The organism is Fictibacillus halophilus (genome assembly GCF_042680145.1).
Lineage (GTDB): Bacteria > Bacillota > Bacilli > Bacillales > Fictibacillaceae > Fictibacillus > Fictibacillus halophilus_A.
Genome location: NZ_JBHTNQ010000001.1, coordinates 836,097 through 855,660, shown reverse-complemented (window position 1 = coordinate 855,660; position 19,564 = coordinate 836,097). Strand labels below are relative to the sequence as shown.

Here is a 19,564-nt window from a genome sequence, read left to right as displayed (position 1 = left end):
CAGGGCGTTTTTTTGATTGGCTCTTATCTAAAAGATTGTTGCTCTTGGTCATTTTTTCATTCTCTTCACGGATAAGTTGATTAGAGTGCAAGGTGCGAGACTCCTCGAAAATGAACTTCACATTTTCTTCGTGCGATTTAAAGCTGCCTAAGCCTTCCTTGTCCTGCGGGATCAGCGTGTCAGGTGAGACTCCTAATGGTGTTTAGCACCTGGAGGCTCACCGCACGCCCCGCGGAAAGCGAGCGTCCTGTAACGGAAATCAACTACTTTCAAAAACAACAAAGTTTTACGAAAACAGCTTTTTGTTTTTATATCGCATCAAGCATTTTAAACTGTGAAACCACGAGGTGATAATAAACTCCTTCAGCATCCATCAGTTCGTTATGATTTCCTTGCTCAATGATTTCTCCATGATCCAGGACAACAATATTATCAGCTTCCCTGATCGTGGAAAGTCTGTGAGCAATAATGATCGCTGTTCTTCCATTCAACAAAGTCTTTAGAGCGGTTTGGATTTTTTGTTCAGATTCTGTATCAATACTTGCAGTCGCTTCATCCAGAATTAGAATATCAGGATCAGCGAGTAAAGCCCGTGCAAAGGAAAGCAGCTGCCTCTCTCCTACCGATAAAACATTTCCTCGCTCTTCAACCTCTGTTTCATAACCATCAGACAGTCTTTCAATAAAGGCATGAGCTCCTACCGCTTTCGAAGCGTTCTTAACTTCTTCATCTGTTGCATCAGGTCTTCCGAACCGGATGTTCTCCATGATCGTTCCCGAGAAGATGAAGGTATCCTGAAGCACAACACTCACCTTTTCACGAAGGCTGCCTAAGCTGGCATCTTTCAAGTTTACACCGTCGATCAAAACATCACCTGAAGTTGGATCGTAGAATCTGCTCACCAGGTTTGCGATCGTTGTTTTTCCAGAGCCTGTATGACCCACAAGAGCTACAGTCTGACCTGCCCCAATCGTCAGGTCGATTCCTTTCAATGCTTTTCGTTTATCATCATAAGAGAATTCAACGTTTTTAAACTCAATTTCTCCTTTAATTCTGGAAAACTCAAAGGCACCTTTTTTCTCTTGAACATTAGGCTTTTCATCCAAAAATTCGAAGATTCGTTCAGATGAAGCCATTCCAACTAAAAGCTGATTATACACTTGACCTAATCGGGAGATCGGCTCCCAGAACATCCCCAGATAAAATGCAAAGGTAACAAAAACACCGATTTCCAACGCTTCACCTTGGATCAAGTAGGCACCAAACCATAATAATATTGCTGTACCTATGGCGTTAGACATTTCAACAAAAGGACGGAACAAGGCATTCTGCTGTGTTGCCGTTTTCCAGCTGTCATATGTCTCATTATTTACTCCATTAAAAAAGCTCATGTTTTCTTTTTCTTGTGTATAAGACTTTGTAACTCTTATCCCCTGAATACTTTCGTTCAGATGCGAGTTCAGTTTTGCCTGCTTAATGCGGACAACCTGCCAGGAACGTCTTATTTTCTTTCTTAAGCTTGTAGAAATGAAGAACATCAGCGGTAAAATCACCATAATTGCCAAAGTAAGCTCTGGACTGTATACAAACATGATTACGATGATACCAAACAGCATGATTACATCCATAAGTACGTTGATAACACCGTTTGTAAATAGATCCTGCAGGGAGTTAACATCGTTGATGATACGAACGAGTATCGATCCTGCCGAACGCTGATCAAAGAAACGATGTGACAGACGCTGGATATGTTTGAACAGATGCTGGCGAATATCATAAATCACGTATTGTCCCAGATAATTCATCCATCTTATCCGGAGCGTATTCGCTCCCCATGAGATAAGATAAAGAGCCGATATAGCAAAGATTAATTTAATTAAAAGTGATGTATCTTTGTTCTTTATAGCATGATCAAACGTCAGCACTCCAATGAATACAGGAACAGCTAGTCTGACAGCAGTTGTCACCATCATTGCTAAAAACGCTTTAGGAAGAAGGTTTTTACTGTATGGTCTCATATAGCCGAACAGCCTGATAATCTGACTCCAGTTAAACGGTTTGTCGATCACCTGCTCGGAAGAATAACGGAAACGGGCTGATTTTTTTCTCTTATCCATTTCTACACCCCCTGCCCGTTATTTTGAAACACTTTATTTCTGTCTTGATATTGGATGTCATAGATTCTGCGATAGTTTCCTGACTCTTTCTGGATGAGTTCATCATGAGTTCCACGCTCAACGACCGCCCCTTCATTAAGGACCAATATTTCATCCGCATGCTTTAAAGATGAAATACGATGAGCGATAATAAAAGTCGTCCGATCATCCATGACTTCTTTTAAAGCGCGCTGAATCTTAAACTCTGTTTCCATATCAACTGCACTTGTTGCATCATCTAATATGAGGATGGCTGGATCGATAAGGATGGCTCTCGCAATGGAAATCCTCTGTTTTTGTCCTCCAGAAAGACCAAGCCCTCTCTCTCCTAAAATCGTATCGTACCCGTCAGGGAGTTCCATGATAAAGTCATGAGCCTGTGCGCGTTTCGCAGCATCCATAATCTCATCCATATCAGCGTCAGGGTTGCCATAGGATATATTGTCCCTGATCGTCGATGAAAACAAGAATGACTCCTGAAGTACAGTTCCGATATTTTTTCTTAACGTATTAAGCGAGTATTTTTCTAACGGCTTGCCATCGATTAAAATTCTTCCAGACTCCGGCTTATAAAACCTGGATAAAAGCTGGGTGATGGATGTCTTCCCAGAACCAGTCGCACCGATCAGCCCTATCGTATGACCTTGTTTAACAGTAAAAGTAATATCTTTTAAAGCATCCTTTTTTTCATTTTTATAACGATGCGTCACATGTTCAAACGTTACTTCTCCATTCAGACGAACCATGGCTGTATCACGGTCTTCACCTTCAAATTCAAGAGGTTCATCTAATACTTCAAGAAGGCGTTCCCCAGAAGCTTTTGACTGTGAGAAAGTATTCATGATAAACCCTAGATTCATGATAGGACCCATGATGTACCATACAAGACTGAAGAAAGCGACAAGCTCTCCTGCAGTAAGGTCACTGTTAATAACCAGATAACCGCCATACGCGAGCAAAAGAACGACAGACAGGTTCCCGATCAGCTCCATGATTGGAAAATATCGCGCCCAAATATGTGATGTGTTCAGAAACTGAGATTTGTAGTCTTCATTCGACGTATCGAATTTACCAATCTCAAAATCTTCTCTCGACAATGACTTAACTGTGTTGATACCACTAATGTTTTCCTGAACTTTTGTGTTAAGGTTAGCCATTGATTTTCGTATTCCCCTGAATGCGGGATGTACTTCTTTATCAAACTTGTAAACAACGATTGCGAGGAATGGCATCATACAAAGTGTGATGATTGCCAGCGGGATCGAATAGAAGAACATTACGGAAAGACTGAATGCAATGATTAGAACGAAATTGATAAGCTGGGAAAATCCAAATGAGAGGAAGAACCGAAAACCCTCTACATCTGCTGTTAACCGGGACATGAGGTCTCCCGTTTTAGCATTATCATAATAACTGAAAGGCAAAAATTGAAGCTTCTCATACAGAGATTCACGGAGCTGGAAAACCGAGCTGATGCCAAACAAATCTCCAAAATATTGATGACAATATGTAGCTGCTCCTTTTATTCCCATTAGTACAATAAATCCGATTGCCACATAAGGAACGAATGAATATTCTCCTTTTATAATGATTTCATCGATGGTAAACTGCAGAACCATCGGATACACAACCGTAATGGCTGATACCAGAATCAAAGTCAGGATCGACCAGTAAAAATATTTTTTATAAGGCCAATAAAAGTCTTTTAATCTTCTAAACGTATCCAAATCTTCACCTTCCCCCTTCTAAAAAAATAAAAGACAATATACATCATATAACAGAATAGTTAGAAAAAACTATACATTTGCTCGAGTTTTTAAAAAAAGTCCATTTGTTAACAATAAACTTTGTTAATTAATTTCCTTTCCTATCCTACAAAAAAAAGCCCCGAATTATTCGAGGCTTTCTGCTTAACTTTTTTTAATTTCTAAAAGGTTGCTGTGTTGATACACTTTGTGAATACACTTCGATGAAATTTTACGGTACGTGTTCTATATTTATTACACGTTCGCTCAGACTCATTGAGGTTACGCTCAAAAACGCCGAGTTACGCTCAAGATTTTCTCGCTACGCTCTAACTACCTTAAGTTTCGCCCAAAATCTTCCTTTTCCGCTCAAAGTCCTTCTTCTCGCATTCTTGAGCGGAAATCATCCACTTTTTACTAACTATCTTTTTCTTCTGAATGCAAAGAAAGAAACTATGGCAATTACAATCACTAATCCAATCGTCAATGGACCAAAATAGCTTGGATTGCCAGGCTGTTCTTCCTTATCTTGCTCAGGCAGGATTTGTTCTGTATTATCTTGATTCTCTTCTGGTTCTTCTTTTGGCTGAGCCTGTTCCGGCCGATCCACCGAGAACGAGTAATTCCCCTCGATTACATGGCCGTCTGCTCCGATTATTTTGTATTCAACTGTATACTTTCCGTTTTCAAGGCGATTGTTCAATTTTCCCGTCATTTGATTATCTTCAATACTAATCTGGAGGGGGATTTCTTCATTTTCGTTTTTTAATTTCATGGTGCTTAACGATTCTATTTTAGTTGAAAACGTTAAAACCACTGCTTCAAGATCTGTGGTAACCTTCTCCCCTTTTGCTGGTGTCGCAGATTCAAGATCTGAGTGAGCAAAAACAGATGAAGGCAGATTCAAAACTATCACAAATAATAAAAGAAAGGATAAGACCGTTTTTTTCATAATTGGCTCCCTGTATCAATATTTTCTTTCTACCTACATTTAAACAAAGAAAGAATACCCTCACAAGTATTCAGTCTTTACAAATCGTTGACATTTTCAGTGATAAACATACATTTTAAGCCTATTTTGCTGTATTCTCCGCTCCTGCCCACTTCGAAAACAAAAACAGGCATAGAATGTATGGAATTAACAATTGCAAGAATTAAAGGAGGAAAAATCAATGGGTTATTCTCATGGCAATTCTTTTGCATTGGTAGTAGTGTTATTTATTCTATTGATTATTGTAGGGGCAGCTTGCTTCTGCTAATAAGAAATAGCAAACAGGAAAAAAGCCGGATTCGTCCGGCTTTTTTTGTATTTATAAAAGAAAACTCAGCATTATTGTGCTGAGCCTTCTGCTTCTTCTTTTTCTTTTTCCATATTTCCGTTAACGGTAGCCGCGTTTTCACCGTATTCTTTCTTAAGGTCCCAATAGGCTTCTAACGCACGCTGACCAATGAATTTATTGATTCGCTGATTACCGTTTCGCGGTGTACCCTCTGGAACCACGACTGCGAATGCAATCTCCGGGTTCTCAAATGGAGCGTATCCAACTAGCGTTAAGTTATGTTTTTCTGTCAGCTGCCCTGTTTGAGGGTGCTTGATGATACGCTGAGCTGTCCCGGTTTTTCCGGCAGGGTTATGATACTTTTCAACATCATCAAAATAACTTTTTGCCGTACCGCCCGGAGCATGCATTACTTGCCAGAATCCTTGCTGTACGCGTTTAATGTATTTTTCATCAACATCGAGTTTGTTTAGGATGACAGGTTCAAATCGTTTCAGTAATTTTCCTTCTTTATCTTCATCAGTAGCAGGTTCACGTATTTCTCTAACAAGCTGAGGTTTTACGCGATATCCGCCATTTGCAATCGTTGATACATATTGTACGAGTTGCATCGTTGTATATGTATCAAACTGTCCGATTCCTAAGTCAAAAAGGGTACCCATCTCCCCTTCTGGCGGTTTTCCTTCATAACCAGTTGCTTCATTCGGAAAATCAATTCCCGTCTTGACGCCTAATCCGAACTGATTATACATATATCGTGCTTCTGCATACGTATCAGTATAATGTTCAGGCCCGATCATACGGTCCATAATATTAAACATATATACGTTGGAAGACATTTTTAAAGCGTCTAAATCTGTGATAGACCCCATGTTCTTCCAGGAAGATTTATTCATTCCATATTTTGTGTAAGGCGTATCGTAAATTCGTTCTCCCATACTGATCAGACCTTTTTGCAGCCCTGATAATACAGTTGCTCCCTTTACAGTCGATCCCATTTCATAGGAATTAAACAACGCTCCGTATTCATCATTGGTGAATTTACCATCTTCATATTTTTTACCCGCTATACCTTTGACTTCTCCTGTTTTCGGATTGATCATAACGATATAAGCAGACTTAAGCAATTCATTGCCCGGGAGTGGTTTAGCTTTTAAGATTTCTTCCTCTAAAATACGCTCTAATCTAAATTGGAGTTCCATGTCCAAAGTCAGAACGATATCTTTTCCTCGTTGACCGGCAATTGATTTCGGTTCACCAATCGTTTGCCCCGTTTTTGGATTTGTCAGATATACAGACTTTTCCTTCATTCCTCTAAGCACTTGTTCATATTGAACTTCGAGTCCACTGACTCCTACTTGGTCACTTCTGTCATAGCCAAGGCTAGAGAAGTAATCCATTTTAGTTTTTGGAATTTGTTTTACAGCACCAAATATCGCTGATTCCCCATAAGGATAAATACGCTCAGAGTCAGCCATAATATCGATGCCCGGCAGGTCGCCAAGGTTTTCAGATATGATAGATACTTCTTCGTTTGATAAGTTTGTTTTAATTCTTTGCGCTGAGTAGGCATAGCCTGTGTCCATCGCACGCTTATAAGCCAGCACTTTAATATCTTCACTTGTAAGACTATTGATTTCTTCCTCTGTGATCTTATCAACAAGCGCTTTGTATTGTTCCTTGTCGCTTAATTTCTTTTCTTTCTTGCTTAAGCGTTCTTTCATTAATTCCGTGATATCATGTTGTGCGATAAAATAATCTTTTTTATCACGTTCTGTTATCTTTTTCTCCTGCTCTTCTGTTACACCAAGTCTTTTAGCGAGCCACTTTGCGATACGCATCGTGTCATCGGCTTTTGTATCTACCGTCTTTGTATACGTAAGGGAGAAAAATGGTTTGTTGCCTACTACTTCACGAAAGTTGCTGTCCAGCAGCTTGCCGCGCGGGGCTTCTTTTCTAGCTATAACTTCTTCTACAGCCTCAGACTCCAATCGTTTTTCTTCTCCGTTCACGATTTGGAGTACACCAAGCCTTAGAATAAGAATCGAAAATAGAAAAAATACGATTAAAAACAAGACATTTAAACGAAAGGGTACTTGCGTTTTTTTCTTCTTTCTTTCTGGATCCGCTTTCGTTACCATCATTCCGCTCCTTTTGGAAATTTTCCCGTTAATTTTACAATTATATTACAAAAGCATCTATGTATAGATTACTAGATGTTGACCGAAATTCCAACATATTCATGAAAAAAACCTTATCTTTTTTTGATAAGGTTTTGGCGTTCTTTATTCAGCTGAAATCATTAATTTTTCCGTTGGTACAGGTTTACCGAAATAGTAGCCTTGTGCAAGCTGTACTCCGTAATGAAGTGCAAAATCTGCCTCTTCTTTTCTTTCGATGCCTTCTGCTAAAACGATCGCCCCTATCTCTTTTGAAATCTGGACAATTTGTTTGATCATAATTTGTTTTTCTTCATCTTCGTCACAGAACGAAACAATTTTACGATCAATTTTTACATAATCCGGACGCAATTCCTTTAATACAGAAAGTGTGGAATGCCCTGCTCCTAAATCATCAAGAGCTACTTTCATACCCTGTTCCTGATAAGCAGTAAGAATATCCTTCAAATGATCGATGTCAGCAATCTCTTCAGTCTCTACTACTTCAAACACCAGATCGAGTGGATCGACACCTGCTTCTGCAGCTGCTTTAAAAGTCGTCGCCAGACAATGTTTCGGATCATAGATAGATGACGGCAAAAAATTGATAAACCGTTTAACACCAGCGGGTAATGCATCTGCACTATTTTGAATAGATGCTATGCGTGCTTTTCCATCTAAAAGAGCTTGCAGACCTGCTCGTTCTGCCATTTGAAAAAGTTCATAAGGTTTGAAGTCATGACTATCTGGTAATGGACGAAGCAGAAATTCGTATCCGTAAATCTCATTGGAAGCTAAATGAATGATGGGCTGAGAATACGTCGTAAATAATTGCTGCTGAATCACTTGGTGAAGCTCAGGGTGCGCTATTCTTTCATAAAGATGACCAAATGGAATCCAGGTTTTGAATGGATTTAGATCCCCTGCTCCTTGCTCTAAAGAACAAAAGAAAGAAAGTAATGCCTGTTTGTTAAACGCTCTCTTCAGGTCTTCAAAAAGAGTTTGCAAGATGTATAGACTTTCATAGTTTACAGACAAAATTTCTAGATTTGCGTTAACGGTAAATTCATGTGATTCCAAAAATTGCTGCAAACTTTGTAAAAGTACAGGATGATCCGTCCGGATGTGAAAAATACCTTCTCTAGGAAATTCACCTGATGGACGACACTGGGAACAAGACATAAAAAACCTCCAAAAAAAGAATTGCAAACTTTTGTAAAATTTGCTATTTTATAATTCTGTGCTCTGAAATAACAACTTTATAAAGGGGGACTTATGGTTTATTGGATTCTATTACAAAAAAGCTTTATGACTAATTTGCAATATAAGGTTGCCCACCTCATCAACAATGCGGCCAGTGCAATCTTTGGCTTTGTATTCATTGCGATCTGGGCTGGCGTTTTGCAAGGAAAAGAACAAAGCAGTCCCTATGATGTAATGGACATGACATATTACATAGCTGCTTCACAATGTATTCTCTGGCTTTCAGGATTTTTAACAGCTGGACTTAATATTCAAAACGGCGTCCGAAACGGAGCCATCTCATTTGAACTTGCCAGACCATCAAACTTTTTTCTGTACGTTACCTCACAAGAAGCCGGCCGGCTCGTTTATAATTTCTTCTTTCGTTCGGTTCCGATCGGACTCGTGTTTGCATTAACCGTTGGCTTTTATGTACCTCAAAATTTTTCAAGCTATCTTTTCATATGTATTTCAGTACTTCTCGCTATTATTATATCTGTTAATTTACACTATCTGGTAGGAATTAGTGCTTGTTGGACAACGGAAGTCGCCTGGGCACATTTCGTAAACTTCACCTTATTGGCTGGTCTCGGCGGACAGATGGTACCTATCGATTTTCTGCCGGCACCTTTATCAACTTTGACACAGTACTTACCTTTTGCAGGCGCCATTTATTATCCAGTCATGATTTTCCTTGAGAAGGCGTCAAATGATGTCATTTGGATTCAACTTTTCTGGGCTTTAGTATTAACTTTGCTGAATCTATGGATTACAGAAAGAGCACGCCAAAAATTAGAGATTCAAGGGGGTTAAGCTATGAATCTTTATTTGAAGCTGTTATCAGGAAGCTTGCGTTCCCGCATGCAATATAAAATGAATTTTCTCGTATCCTCTCTTTCATATGGATTGATCATGGCCGTTGATTTCGTTTTGCTCGCGGCAATCTTAGAGCGTTTTGATGATGTGAAAGGTTGGAATCTTTATGAAGTAGGTTTGCTTTACGGCATTTCTTCAGTTGCAATAACACTTTATAGAGTGTTTGGTGTAGAGATTCATAATTTTGAAAGATACATGGTAGAAGGAGAGTTTGATAGCCTCCTCATCCGACCTGTCTCTCCACTTTCACTGCTCTTAACCAAGAACCTTGACCTGTCACGGATCGGAGGAACCGCTCAAGGGGTTATCATTCTTGTTATTTCTATTATCGGACTCAGCCTGGATAGTTTTGATATGTTCTTGCTGCTGCTATACTTGCCTATTTCTATTGCATCAGGTGTAGTGATCTGCTTTTCTCTTGGACTCCTGACAGCAACTTTCGCATTCTGGACGCAGAGAATAAAAGATTTTCAGACATTCACACTTTATGCACCCTTTAACGCAGCAAGCTATCCGATGAACATCTATCCCGGATGGTTAAAGATTATTTTCTTCACTGTCATTCCAGTTGGGTTTATGAACTACACGCCTATCCTTTTCCTATTAGATAAAGGTGGAAGCATTTGGAACCTGGCATGGCCGCCGGCAGTTGCTCTTGGTTTTTTATTTTTATCATTGCGTTTCTGGTATTTCGGAATTCGGCACTACCACAGTACAGGCAGTTAAGGAGGAACATATGATAGTTGCAGATCAATTAAACAAGCACTTTAAAATTTATGAAACGAAAAAAGGATTTATCGGCTCATTTACTTCCCTTCTATCTACCAAACATCATGTTGTAAAAGCCGTAAACGATATATCTTTTAACATTCCAGAAGGTGAATTTGTCGGCTACATTGGTCCGAACGGTGCAGGAAAATCAACAACGATTAAAATGCTGTCTGGTATTCTGCATCCAACTGGCGGAAGCATCAAGGTGGCAGGTCTCAGTCCTCAAAAAAGTAGAAAAGAAGTGGCCAAAAAGATTGGCATCGTCTTCGGTCAGCGGACACAGCTTTGGTGGGATCTTCCGCTACGGGATTCTTTTGATATCTTAAAAGAGATGTACAAAGTACCTGATGCAAAATATCAAGAATTTTTAAAGCTGTATGATGATATGCTTCATATCGGACAGTTTATAAATACCCCTGTGCGAAAGCTTTCCCTCGGACAGCGCATGCGGGGAGATCTTGCTGCGGCAATGATTCATAATCCAGATGTACTGTTTTTGGATGAACCGACGATCGGTCTCGATGTAAATGCCAAAACAAGCATCCGGTCATTCTTGAAAGAACTCAACACAAAGGAAAAGAAAACCATTCTCTTAACGACACATGATATGGATGATATCGAACAGCTGTGCAGCCGGGTAATTGTGATTAATCATGGACAGATTGTGCTTGATGGTTCTCTTGCAGATCTAAGACATAATATCGGATTGCCGAGTGTGATAGAAGTGCAATACAGAGAGAAGCCCAAACATTTGCCGGCTGAATTAGACGGTATTGAAAAGATGCGCTGGGAAGATGACAAACTTATACTCATGTATGACCGGTCTGTTCTTTCTTCACCTTCATTGCTTCAAGAGGTTGCAAAGTGGGGCGAACCGGTTGATATTCAGATGAAAGAACCGGATATAGAAGAAGTGATTCAAAAAATATATTAAGAAAAACAAAAGCTGGCTGCAAGTTTCTGAGAAGACCCCCGTATGCCAGCTTTCTTATTGGCTGTTTTCGCAAACTTTGTTGCTCTTGAAAGTGGTTGATTTCCGCTCCAGGTTGCTCGCCAATTAACTTGCCAATGAAGCGAATGAAAGAAATGAAGCAAAGGCAACATAATTTTAGAAAAAAGCCTTCTTATTTATTCTAATTTTTTAGCCAGTTTCTTAAGTTGTCCAGCTGGTCGATTGCATCTTTTCTGCCATGTTCATAAAGAACTCCGAGCCTTTTCGGATCACGCTCTATCCGCTTTACTTTCATCTTTTCTAAAGGCCGTAGTACGAACAGGTTTCCTTTTCTCTCTTCTTCTTCAATGTAATCCAGCGTTTCATTGTACTTGAGGTAGCGTCCTCGCAGACTTTCATCCAACCCTGTGTATTCTGGATAAAAGCGCTTAGTGACCCACGTCATTTTCGGCTTTTTCTTTCGGTAGCCATGATTTTGAGTAAGAACGACTACACCTTTTCTAACTCCATCTTTCATCGCTTTATGAACAGGAATCGGATCGGCAATGCCGCCATCCATCACATGTTTACCTTCCAGCTCAACTATAGGGGCAATGAACGGAATGGAAGAGGATGCTCTTAGTACCATTGAAATGTCCATTTTATTGTAGTCTTCTCTGCTCAAGTAAACCGGTTCACCTGTTCTGCAGTCCGTAACAACGACCACAAATCTTTCTTGGGATTCTTTAAACGCGTCATAATCAAATGGGACAAGACGGTTCGGAAGTTCATTGAAAATAAAATCCATACCGAACAGACCTTTTTTCTTAAACAGCCAGTTCTTATAAGAAATATACTCTGGATGAGAGCTATATTCCAGGTTCACCGTACGATTTCTTCCATGCTGCCTGGATAAATAGGACACCGCATTACAAGCTCCTGCAGAAGCCCCGATCACATAAGGAAAATAAAGATCGTTTTCCATAAATACATCGAGAACACCAGCGGTATAAACGCCGCGCATTCCCCCACCTTCAAGAATTAATCCGGAGTTTTCCAAACCCTGCACCACCTATTGTTAACAAACTTTATTATTTGTGCTTTTAATTATAGAAAAAATCCACCTGTAAAATCCAGCGAAAAGTTTGAATGTAAAAAGCCGCCTCTAAAATTAGAGACAGCTGAATGTGTTACTGAAAATATTTTGCTAGTCCGTTCGTAATACCAGAAGCCGCTTTAGATTGAAAGGAATCAGTTCTAACTGTCATTTCGTCGAATGAATTTGAAAGAAATCCTAACTCAACTAATACTGCAGGCTGTTTATTCTCGCGTAATACATGGAAGTTTCCAAATCTGACATTCCCGCCGGGAAGACCAGTACCTGCTTGCAGGAGCCCAGAATGAACGGAATCTGCTAGTTTGATGTCTTTTTGACCGTAATAGAACGTTAAAAGGCCCGAAGCTCTTGTATCCAGTGCTGAATTATAATGAAGACTAATAAAAGCATCTGCAAAGTGATAATGGCTTATTTCCACACGCTTATTTAAAGAAAGATAATTGCTGTCGCTTCGTGTAAGAATAACCACAGCACCCGCTTTACTCAGCTCTGTTGCTAATAGTCTTGCACTCATGAGTGTAAGTTCTGATTCATGCGTTCCATGAGCTTTCCCAAGAGCACCTGGATCGTGCCCTCCATGACCAGGATCAATGACGATGCGCTTTCCTTTTAATCCGTTAGTTGAAGGTTTAGGTGCTGTTGTTCCTGAATTGCTGTTAGGTGAAGACGAGTTCTGCTGAATGGCTACGAGCCATCCTGCAATCCATGCAGAGTTTCCATTAGGCAGTTTCAGCTGCACCCAATCATTCTTTGATTGAATATAAGCATATTCATCACCTTGATTTGCCTTTCCAACAATGAGATAAGCCGTCGATGGACCTTGGCGGATGTTTACTCCGTCTGTCATTACTACTACTTTTTTCAGGACGGAAGCAGGCGGTGCGGAAGGCGGTTTTGTTTCTGGCTTAGGTGCTGGTGCAACCGGTGAACTTCCGCTCTGAATCGAAATATATTTTGAAGAAACCCAGCCTTTTTTTCTGTCAGAAGTTTGAACAGAAGACCATCCATTTGATTCAGATAAAATTTGAACCGCTGTCCCATACTTTAATGAACCGATGATAGGTGAATTTAAGTTTCCAGAAGATCGGAAATTTAAATAGGTAGCGGTTACGGTTCCCCATTTTGTGCTCTTATTATTGCTGTCGTTTCCTGAATTATTGTTGACCGGTTTTTGGGCAGCAGGAGGCTGTGAGGTTTGCTCCAGCAGATATGAACTGCTTACCCAGCCGGATATCTTTCCATATGTAATTGATGACCATTTGCCATCTTGTTTTTGAATCGTTACGACTGTTTCGTTCTTAAGTGATCCTACAATAGTATGCCGAAGACTTGGACCTTTTCTTACATTTAAAGAAGTAGCTGTAACCTTAGCTAGTTTTGCTGCAGGTTTCTCTGTTTTTGGCGGCTGTGTTGATGGTGCCGAACCATTTTTCAACTTCAAAAATTCTGCGCTCACCCATGCTTTTTTGCCGTTGAAGTTAATGTTTGCCCATCCCTTTTCCGTTTTCAGCACTGTTATGGTGTCTCCGTTTTTCAGTGAACCTATTTTTTTGGCTGAAAGAGCTGGTTCTGAGCGAACATTTAAGCTCGTAGCATTTACAGTTGCTTTACTCTCAGCAGATGCCGAAATCGCCGGAATCAATGACAGTATGAGGAAGGTACACAAAATCAAGTTAACCAGTTTAACATTTGCTTTCACCTGTTTCAGCTCCTATTTGGACGTCTTTTCTTGCTGTATAGCTTATATCGACACTGCCCTAGCTTTCATAAAGCCTTTTTTCGCCAAAATAGGAGAAATCCCTTCAACATATTTGCCAAAATTTATACTTTTTTCAATATATTTCAACATCGTTAGACAAAGGCTCTATGATTGGTATCCCATTTCCTTTTCAGATGCAATTTTACGGTACGTGTTCTTATATTTACTACACGTTCGCTCAGACTCATTGAGGTTTCGCTCAAAAACGTCGATTTACGCTCAAGATTTTCTTGCTCCGCTCAAACTTCTTTAGTTTCGCTCAAAATCTTCACTTTTCGCTCAAAGTCTCTCTTCTCGCATACTTTAGTAGCAACAAAGTCTACAGCCCAGACAAAAGAAAAAACCCTTGCATCTGCAAAGGTTTTACCTACTATTAAATGAGTCCAAAATGTTTAAGTCCATAATAGATTCCGTCTTCATCGACTGATTTTGTTACAAAGTCAGCGGCTTCTTTCGCTTCTTTCATTCCGTTCCCCATCGCAATACCTGTTCCTGCAGCATTCAGCATCTCAATGTCATTCAATGCATCACCGAATGCAAATACATTTTCAGGTTTCATGTTCATCTGTTTAATAAAGGCTTCGATCCCTTTTGCTTTTGATCCGCCAGTTGGCAGAATATCCAGTGCATCCTCATGCCAGCGAATAAAATCAAACGTTCCTTTATACCCTTCACGATAAGCTTTTTCATGCTGTTCTTGACAGAATAATAGCACTTGATAGACTTCATTGTCTTTATAAAAGCCAGGTTGATAGAGCGGATATTTTGGCATAAGGTTGAACGTACAGCTTTTAATAATTTCATGATCATCTGCGTTGCATGTTGCTTTTTGATGGTCAAGATATACAAGAGGATGACCTGCACTTTCTGCTTCTTTTTCAATTTTAGTAATGAATTCTGCAGGCAGCGGTGTCTTATGGATCACTTCATCTTTAAAAACAACATATGAACCGTTAAAGCTGACGAATGAATCAACACCTAGCTCCTCTCGAATAGGCTGGAACATGAATGGTCCCCGTCCGGTAGCAATAGCTACATGCACACCATTTTTCTGCAGCTGGCTGATGCTTTCTTTCGTGCTTTCCGGAATCTTTTTTTCATCGTTTACTAGTGTTCCGTCTATATCAAAAAATACAATTTTATCGTTCATTTCGCATCTACTCCTGTTGTAAGTTGTACCCTACCATAGTGGTACGATTCAGAACAAAAGTCAAATGATGCGATACAAAAAAGCTATTTATTGACCGTCTGATTAATTTTGAGAATTCCTTTTTCCGGCATAGATAATAGGAACACAGTTAATATGATCAGCATACCGCCTGCCGATTGGAAACTGTCGAAAGCGGTACCGAGCCAGACTACTGAAACAATTGTGGCTACTAAGGGTTCAGCACTGCCAAGCAGGCTTGTTTCGGTTGAAGTAATGTATTTCAAACTATCTAAATAAAGATAAAACGGCAACAGCGTTCCAAAAATAACGACGAACGCAAGCATCCAAAAAAGTGATGGTGTCCAATCAATGAATCCCGCTTGCCAAGGCTGTGTCCATAAGGAAACAGCTAAACCGCCTAAAAGCATTGCCCAGCCCGTAATTGCAGCAGATGCGTAAAGTTTTAATAACCTGACTGGAAATACCGTATAAACGGCAACCGAAACACCGGAAAGCACACCCCAGAAAATCGCTTCTTTAGAAACAGTTATGTAATCCAGCTTTCCATTTGTTAATAGCAGAAATGTCCCTGTCAGTGCCATCAATACCGCAATCCATTCTTTACGCTTCGGCCATTTTAAGAACTTTACAGCAAAATAAACCGTAATAAATACAGGCCCTAAAAACTGAAGAAGCGTCGCTGTCGGTGCGTTTCCAGCCTCAATGCTTAAGAAAAACGTCAGCTGTGCGCCAAGCATTCCCGTTAAAGAAAAAACAAGCAAATCGAGGCGGTCTCTTTTGTTCTTCCAAACTGAAAAAATATTATTGTTAAAGGAGACTAAGATTAAAAGCAGCAGCCCCGCCATCACCATTCTAACGGATACAAGCCATGTCGCTGTCACTGCGGTATGAGAGAAAATCCACTCTGCTGCATTTCCTGAAAATCCCCAAAGCGAAGCACCGGCTAAAGCTAATGCAATTCCTTTCCATTTCGTGATGTTTTCTTTGTCTTTAAGCCCCATCTCTCCACCCGCTCTCTCAAATGCATCGATATTCTATACATATCTGTCAAATTCCTTCTCTATTATAAATCCAAAATCTTAAAATAGCAGGTGTAAAATTCAAAAAGAAAAACACTGACTGGAAACCAGTACAGTGCTTTTCTTGAAAATAAAAATAGGGGGATGATTTATCATACGAAATCCTAGGGTTTTTGTGTCGGTTATTCAAAAAATATGCGAATACCTATCTCATTAAAGACTTATAAAAATATTTTCCAATAGATGCATAATTTTGCAAAAGATATACAAACTATTATTACAAGGAGGTGATACATATGGCACGTAACAACAACTCTAATGAATTAGTAGTAGCTGGAGCACAAGCAGCTTTGGATCAAATGAAGTATGAAATCGCTTCTGAGTTTGGTGTTCAACTTGGACCAGACACAACATCCCGTGCGAATGGATCTGTTGGTGGTGAAATCACTAAACGTCTTGTTCAAATGGCTGAGCAGCAACTAGGTGGCGGATACCGTCGCTAATCGCAGTTATTGATTAAAAGTGGACTGTACTCCAAGGAGACAGTCCTTTTTATATTTTAAGATGTTTGAATTTTACGGTACGTGTTCTTTTATTTATTACACGTACGCTCAGAATTTCGTACCTGCGCTCAAGTCACCCTTAGTTACGCTCAAATACCCTTTGGTTTCGCTCAAACTATTTAATGTACGCTCAAACCACCTTTATTCCCGCTCAAAATCATGAAAAAACTGACCTAAAGGCATGTTCCGTTGCCATTTCGGTCAGTTTTTGTAAGGGATTATTTAACTTTATCCAATTTTACCTGAATCAGTACTGGATCATGGTCACTTGCACGTCCATGTTCTTCCATGAACTGTGAATTGATATGAACAATATCAACCTTTGTTTTCTTCGCCATGTTGTTGGTTACTAAAATATGATCCAGAACTTGTGCGTTACCCTGGTATGAGTATGTGAAGCGCTCATTAAACGGCACTTTCTCAACCATATTAGTAAGCTCATTCCCTTTTAATATTTCAAGTGATTCTGTGAATTCAAAATCGTTGAAGTCTCCAACAAGAACTACTTTTGCATTCTTATCCTCTTCTTTTACATCCTTAACAAAACCGTTTACGATTGCTGAGATTTCTTTACGCTGAACCTCACTTCCTAAAACAGGAGGCTGGTTCTTACCGAATAAAGGCTGGTCTCCGCCTTTAGAGTTAAAGTGGTTAGCAACAACAATTACACTCTCACCGTTAAACTCAAACTGAGCTGCTACCGGCTTGCGGCTGTCTTCAAAAGCTTCATTGGTTGGATCAATGCGTCCGGGATTAAGTGTAAGTTTCCCATCCTTATATTCTACAGCTTCTGTTGCCGTTCCTTTTGTTCCCTCTGTAAGTGAAACACGTTCTGGATTGTAGATGAATCCTACACGAATGTTACCACCTGGCTGTCCGCCGTCTTGATTGTTTTCAGGAGCAATATCTGTGTAAACATATTCTGGTCCGCCTTGAGCCGCAATTTCAGCTATTAAACGGTCAGCGCTTTCTTTTGCATCAGTAGTCCCATCATTTGTAGAACCGTTCCCATCTTGCATTTCGACAAGACCTACTATATCAGGAGACTTTAGGTTGTGAACGATTGATTCAGCTATTCTCATAACTTTTTCATCTGAAGTTCCATTTTCATTGGCTGAAAAATTCTCAACGTTAAAGCTCGCAATTGTTAGTTCTTTATGTTTTTCGTGAATACGAGTGATTTCTCGTTCTGTGTTGCCTTCAACAAACGCTGGAAGGTCTTCCACATCCGTTAATACTTTATAGTTGCTAAAGCCATAGCTTACTACACCAGTAATAGCACCTTCAAAATAATCACCTGATTTGGCAACAAAATCTTCATTGCCCATATCTACGAAAATACGTTCAGGATTGTAATCAAATTCAGTAATGTTTAACCCGCCAGCAGAATTAAGTCTGCTGTATTCTCCGCGATCTGGAAGAACAACAAGTTCACCATATTTTTGCGGCGCAATAACAGCAGGATTATTAATTTCTACAAGCATACCTTCTAAACTTTCATAAAAATCGATACCGTCTTCATTTGGATCGAATTCTTCAAAGTTATCATTATCAATAATTTTTGTCGGCTGCTGCAGGCCGAACATGCCGATCACGATAGACTCAGGGAGTACGTGTCCTTCTTCGACTGTTGCTACCAGACCTTTATCAGCATTAATTTCAGTCATTGCAAGATCTGTTCTTAATTTGTCAGAGTAACCTTCTAGCACCCATTCTTTAACTTGACCATTTACAGAAACGACATTGCCTTCTGTTTGCTCATGATCCGGCTTATATACAAGAATTCCTTCGGATGTATTAGAATCGTTATCTGGCTCTAAATCTTGCATGTAGAAGTTCCTGTCATCTACCACTTTTGTAACGATGCCTTCTACACCTTCAACTACTTTATTTGCAACTGGAGAATTGTGACCGGCACCTTGGATATCATGAATGCGAAGTCCTGAAAGTGCTACTTGATATTTAAATTCAGCAATGCTGCTGTCTTTCAATCCGTCTTTTACAGCTATTGCTTTTATTGTTACATCTTCATTAATCGTAATTGGTGCAGTGTATAGCGTGCTGTCCGCAGTTGGATTTGACCCATCTACTGTGTAATAGATTGCTGCATCAGGTGTTGAAGTTGAAAGTGTTACTTGAGTTCCTTTAGAAACAACTTGTCCTTCAACTGAAGACTTAACATCTTCTACTTGTGGTTCAGGAGGAGTTCCGTCTACAAATTGATATTCACTTGCATTTTTTAATCCCGGAACAGAAAAGTAAGCTTCAACAGTACCTTTGATTTGAACTTTTTTTCCTGAATTTTCTGGATGGTCAACCAAGTTCAATGCTGTTCTAACTGCATTTTGTGGTAATTGAACAGGTAGTATCTTTTTTGGATCTCTTTCATCTGGTGAATCAGCAAGGGCTAAATTTGTAGCTGTTGTAAAAGGTCCTTCAAATTGATAACTATTTGTACCTTTGACAATCCCAACTATATAACCCTCCACTATTTGTGTTGACTTATCTTGCTTCACTATTGCTTCGCTAACCGTCAAAACTTCAGCGGCTGATGCTTGCTGCATAGGTAATATTAAACTGATTACCATAGCAAAGATGATACTTATATTTGTGAGTTTTTTCGTCTTTCTTTTTAACACAACCGTCCACCTGCCTATGTTTTATTATGTAAAACTTAGTAAATCCATGAAAAATATAACACAAGTTTGTCGGTTCAATTGTTAGTTTTATGTTAAAACAGTTAGAAAGACTTACAAAGAATTTACAATATAGTTC

Annotated in this window: 15 protein-coding genes; 5 read left to right on the top strand and 10 right to left on the bottom strand. The window is 39.6% G+C overall.

The window, feature by feature from the left end; translation table 11 throughout:
• Nucleotides 1-308 precede the first annotated feature (308 nt).
• The 3 genes from ACFQ4X_RS04510 to ACFQ4X_RS04500 form a co-directional block, all read right to left on the bottom strand.
• Nucleotides 309-2,117, bottom strand: coding sequence for an ABC transporter ATP-binding protein (locus ACFQ4X_RS04510; RefSeq protein WP_379833358.1), 1,809 nt, complete (start codon nucleotides 2,115-2,117; stop codon nucleotides 309-311).
• 2 nt (nucleotides 2,118-2,119) lie between these two features.
• Nucleotides 2,120-3,883, bottom strand: coding sequence for an ABC transporter ATP-binding protein (locus ACFQ4X_RS04505; protein ID WP_379833357.1), 1,764 nt, complete (start codon nucleotides 3,881-3,883; stop codon nucleotides 2,120-2,122).
• A gap of 439 nt (nucleotides 3,884-4,322) precedes the next feature.
• Nucleotides 4,323-4,853: a copper resistance CopC family protein gene (locus ACFQ4X_RS04500; RefSeq protein WP_379833356.1), complete on the bottom strand. Its 531-nt coding sequence runs from the start codon at nucleotides 4,851-4,853 to the stop codon at nucleotides 4,323-4,325.
• 220 nt (nucleotides 4,854-5,073) lie between these two features.
• Between ACFQ4X_RS04500 and ACFQ4X_RS04495 the strand changes: the two genes are divergently transcribed.
• Nucleotides 5,074-5,160 (top strand): YjcZ family sporulation protein, encoded by an 87-nt coding sequence (locus ACFQ4X_RS04495; protein ID WP_226537213.1) that lies wholly within the window; start codon nucleotides 5,074-5,076, stop codon nucleotides 5,158-5,160.
• 71 nt (nucleotides 5,161-5,231) lie between these two features.
• On the opposite strand, the gene ACFQ4X_RS04490 is transcribed toward ACFQ4X_RS04495, so the two are convergent.
• Both ACFQ4X_RS04490 and ACFQ4X_RS04485 read right to left on the bottom strand, forming a co-directional pair.
• A complete protein-coding gene (locus ACFQ4X_RS04490) occupies nucleotides 5,232-7,322 on the bottom strand; it encodes a peptidoglycan D,D-transpeptidase FtsI family protein (RefSeq protein ID WP_379833355.1) in 2,091 nt (696 codons plus the stop codon).
• 144 nt (nucleotides 7,323-7,466) lie between these two features.
• On the bottom strand, nucleotides 7,467-8,522 hold the full coding sequence (locus ACFQ4X_RS04485; protein ID WP_379833354.1) for an EAL domain-containing protein: 1,056 nt from the start codon (nucleotides 8,520-8,522) through the stop codon (nucleotides 7,467-7,469).
• Nucleotides 8,523-8,615: 93 nt separating this feature from the next.
• On the opposite strand from ACFQ4X_RS04485, the gene ACFQ4X_RS04480 reads away from it, so the two are divergent.
• The 3 genes from ACFQ4X_RS04480 to ACFQ4X_RS04470 are packed head-to-tail and all read left to right on the top strand — an operon-like array spanning nucleotide 8,616 to nucleotide 11,163.
• Nucleotides 8,616-9,395, top strand: coding sequence for an ABC transporter permease (locus ACFQ4X_RS04480; RefSeq protein ID WP_379833353.1), 780 nt, complete (start codon nucleotides 8,616-8,618; stop codon nucleotides 9,393-9,395).
• A 3-nt stretch (nucleotides 9,396-9,398) separates the two neighbouring features.
• Nucleotides 9,399-10,184 (top strand): ABC transporter permease, encoded by a 786-nt coding sequence (locus ACFQ4X_RS04475; RefSeq protein ID WP_379833352.1) that lies wholly within the window; start codon nucleotides 9,399-9,401, stop codon nucleotides 10,182-10,184.
• 10 nt (nucleotides 10,185-10,194) lie between these two features.
• On the top strand, nucleotides 10,195-11,163 hold the full coding sequence (locus ACFQ4X_RS04470) for an ABC transporter ATP-binding protein (RefSeq protein WP_379833351.1): 969 nt from the start codon (nucleotides 10,195-10,197) through the stop codon (nucleotides 11,161-11,163).
• Between the two features lie 199 nt (nucleotides 11,164-11,362).
• On the opposite strand, the gene ACFQ4X_RS04465 is transcribed toward ACFQ4X_RS04470, so the two are convergent.
• The 4 genes from ACFQ4X_RS04465 to ACFQ4X_RS04450 all read right to left on the bottom strand — a co-directional run bounded on the left by ACFQ4X_RS04465 (nucleotide 11,363) and on the right by ACFQ4X_RS04450 (nucleotide 16,208).
• A complete protein-coding gene (locus ACFQ4X_RS04465) occupies nucleotides 11,363-12,220 on the bottom strand; it encodes a patatin-like phospholipase family protein (protein WP_379833350.1) in 858 nt (285 codons plus the stop codon).
• A 130-nt stretch (nucleotides 12,221-12,350) separates the two neighbouring features.
• Nucleotides 12,351-13,976, bottom strand: a complete 1,626-nt coding sequence (locus ACFQ4X_RS04460; RefSeq protein ID WP_379833349.1) for an SH3 domain-containing protein — start codon at nucleotides 13,974-13,976, stop codon at nucleotides 12,351-12,353.
• A 433-nt stretch (nucleotides 13,977-14,409) separates the two neighbouring features.
• Nucleotides 14,410-15,186 carry a Cof-type HAD-IIB family hydrolase gene (locus ACFQ4X_RS04455; protein WP_379833348.1) on the bottom strand — a complete coding sequence of 259 codons (777 nt, stop codon included), beginning with the start codon at nucleotides 15,184-15,186 and terminating at the stop codon, nucleotides 14,410-14,412.
• A gap of 83 nt (nucleotides 15,187-15,269) precedes the next feature.
• A complete protein-coding gene (locus tag ACFQ4X_RS04450; RefSeq protein WP_379833347.1) occupies nucleotides 15,270-16,208 on the bottom strand; it encodes an EamA family transporter in 939 nt (312 codons plus the stop codon).
• A gap of 314 nt (nucleotides 16,209-16,522) precedes the next feature.
• On the opposite strand from ACFQ4X_RS04450, the gene ACFQ4X_RS04445 reads away from it, so the two are divergent.
• On the top strand, nucleotides 16,523-16,729 hold the full coding sequence (locus tag ACFQ4X_RS04445; RefSeq protein WP_066288466.1) for an alpha/beta-type small acid-soluble spore protein: 207 nt from the start codon (nucleotides 16,523-16,525) through the stop codon (nucleotides 16,727-16,729).
• 278 nt (nucleotides 16,730-17,007) lie between these two features.
• Here ACFQ4X_RS04445 and ACFQ4X_RS04440 read toward each other — a convergent pair whose 3' ends face one another.
• On the bottom strand, nucleotides 17,008-19,428 hold the full coding sequence (locus tag ACFQ4X_RS04440; protein WP_379833346.1) for a DUF6359 domain-containing protein: 2,421 nt from the start codon (nucleotides 19,426-19,428) through the stop codon (nucleotides 17,008-17,010).
• Nucleotides 19,429-19,564: the final 136 nt, after the last annotated feature.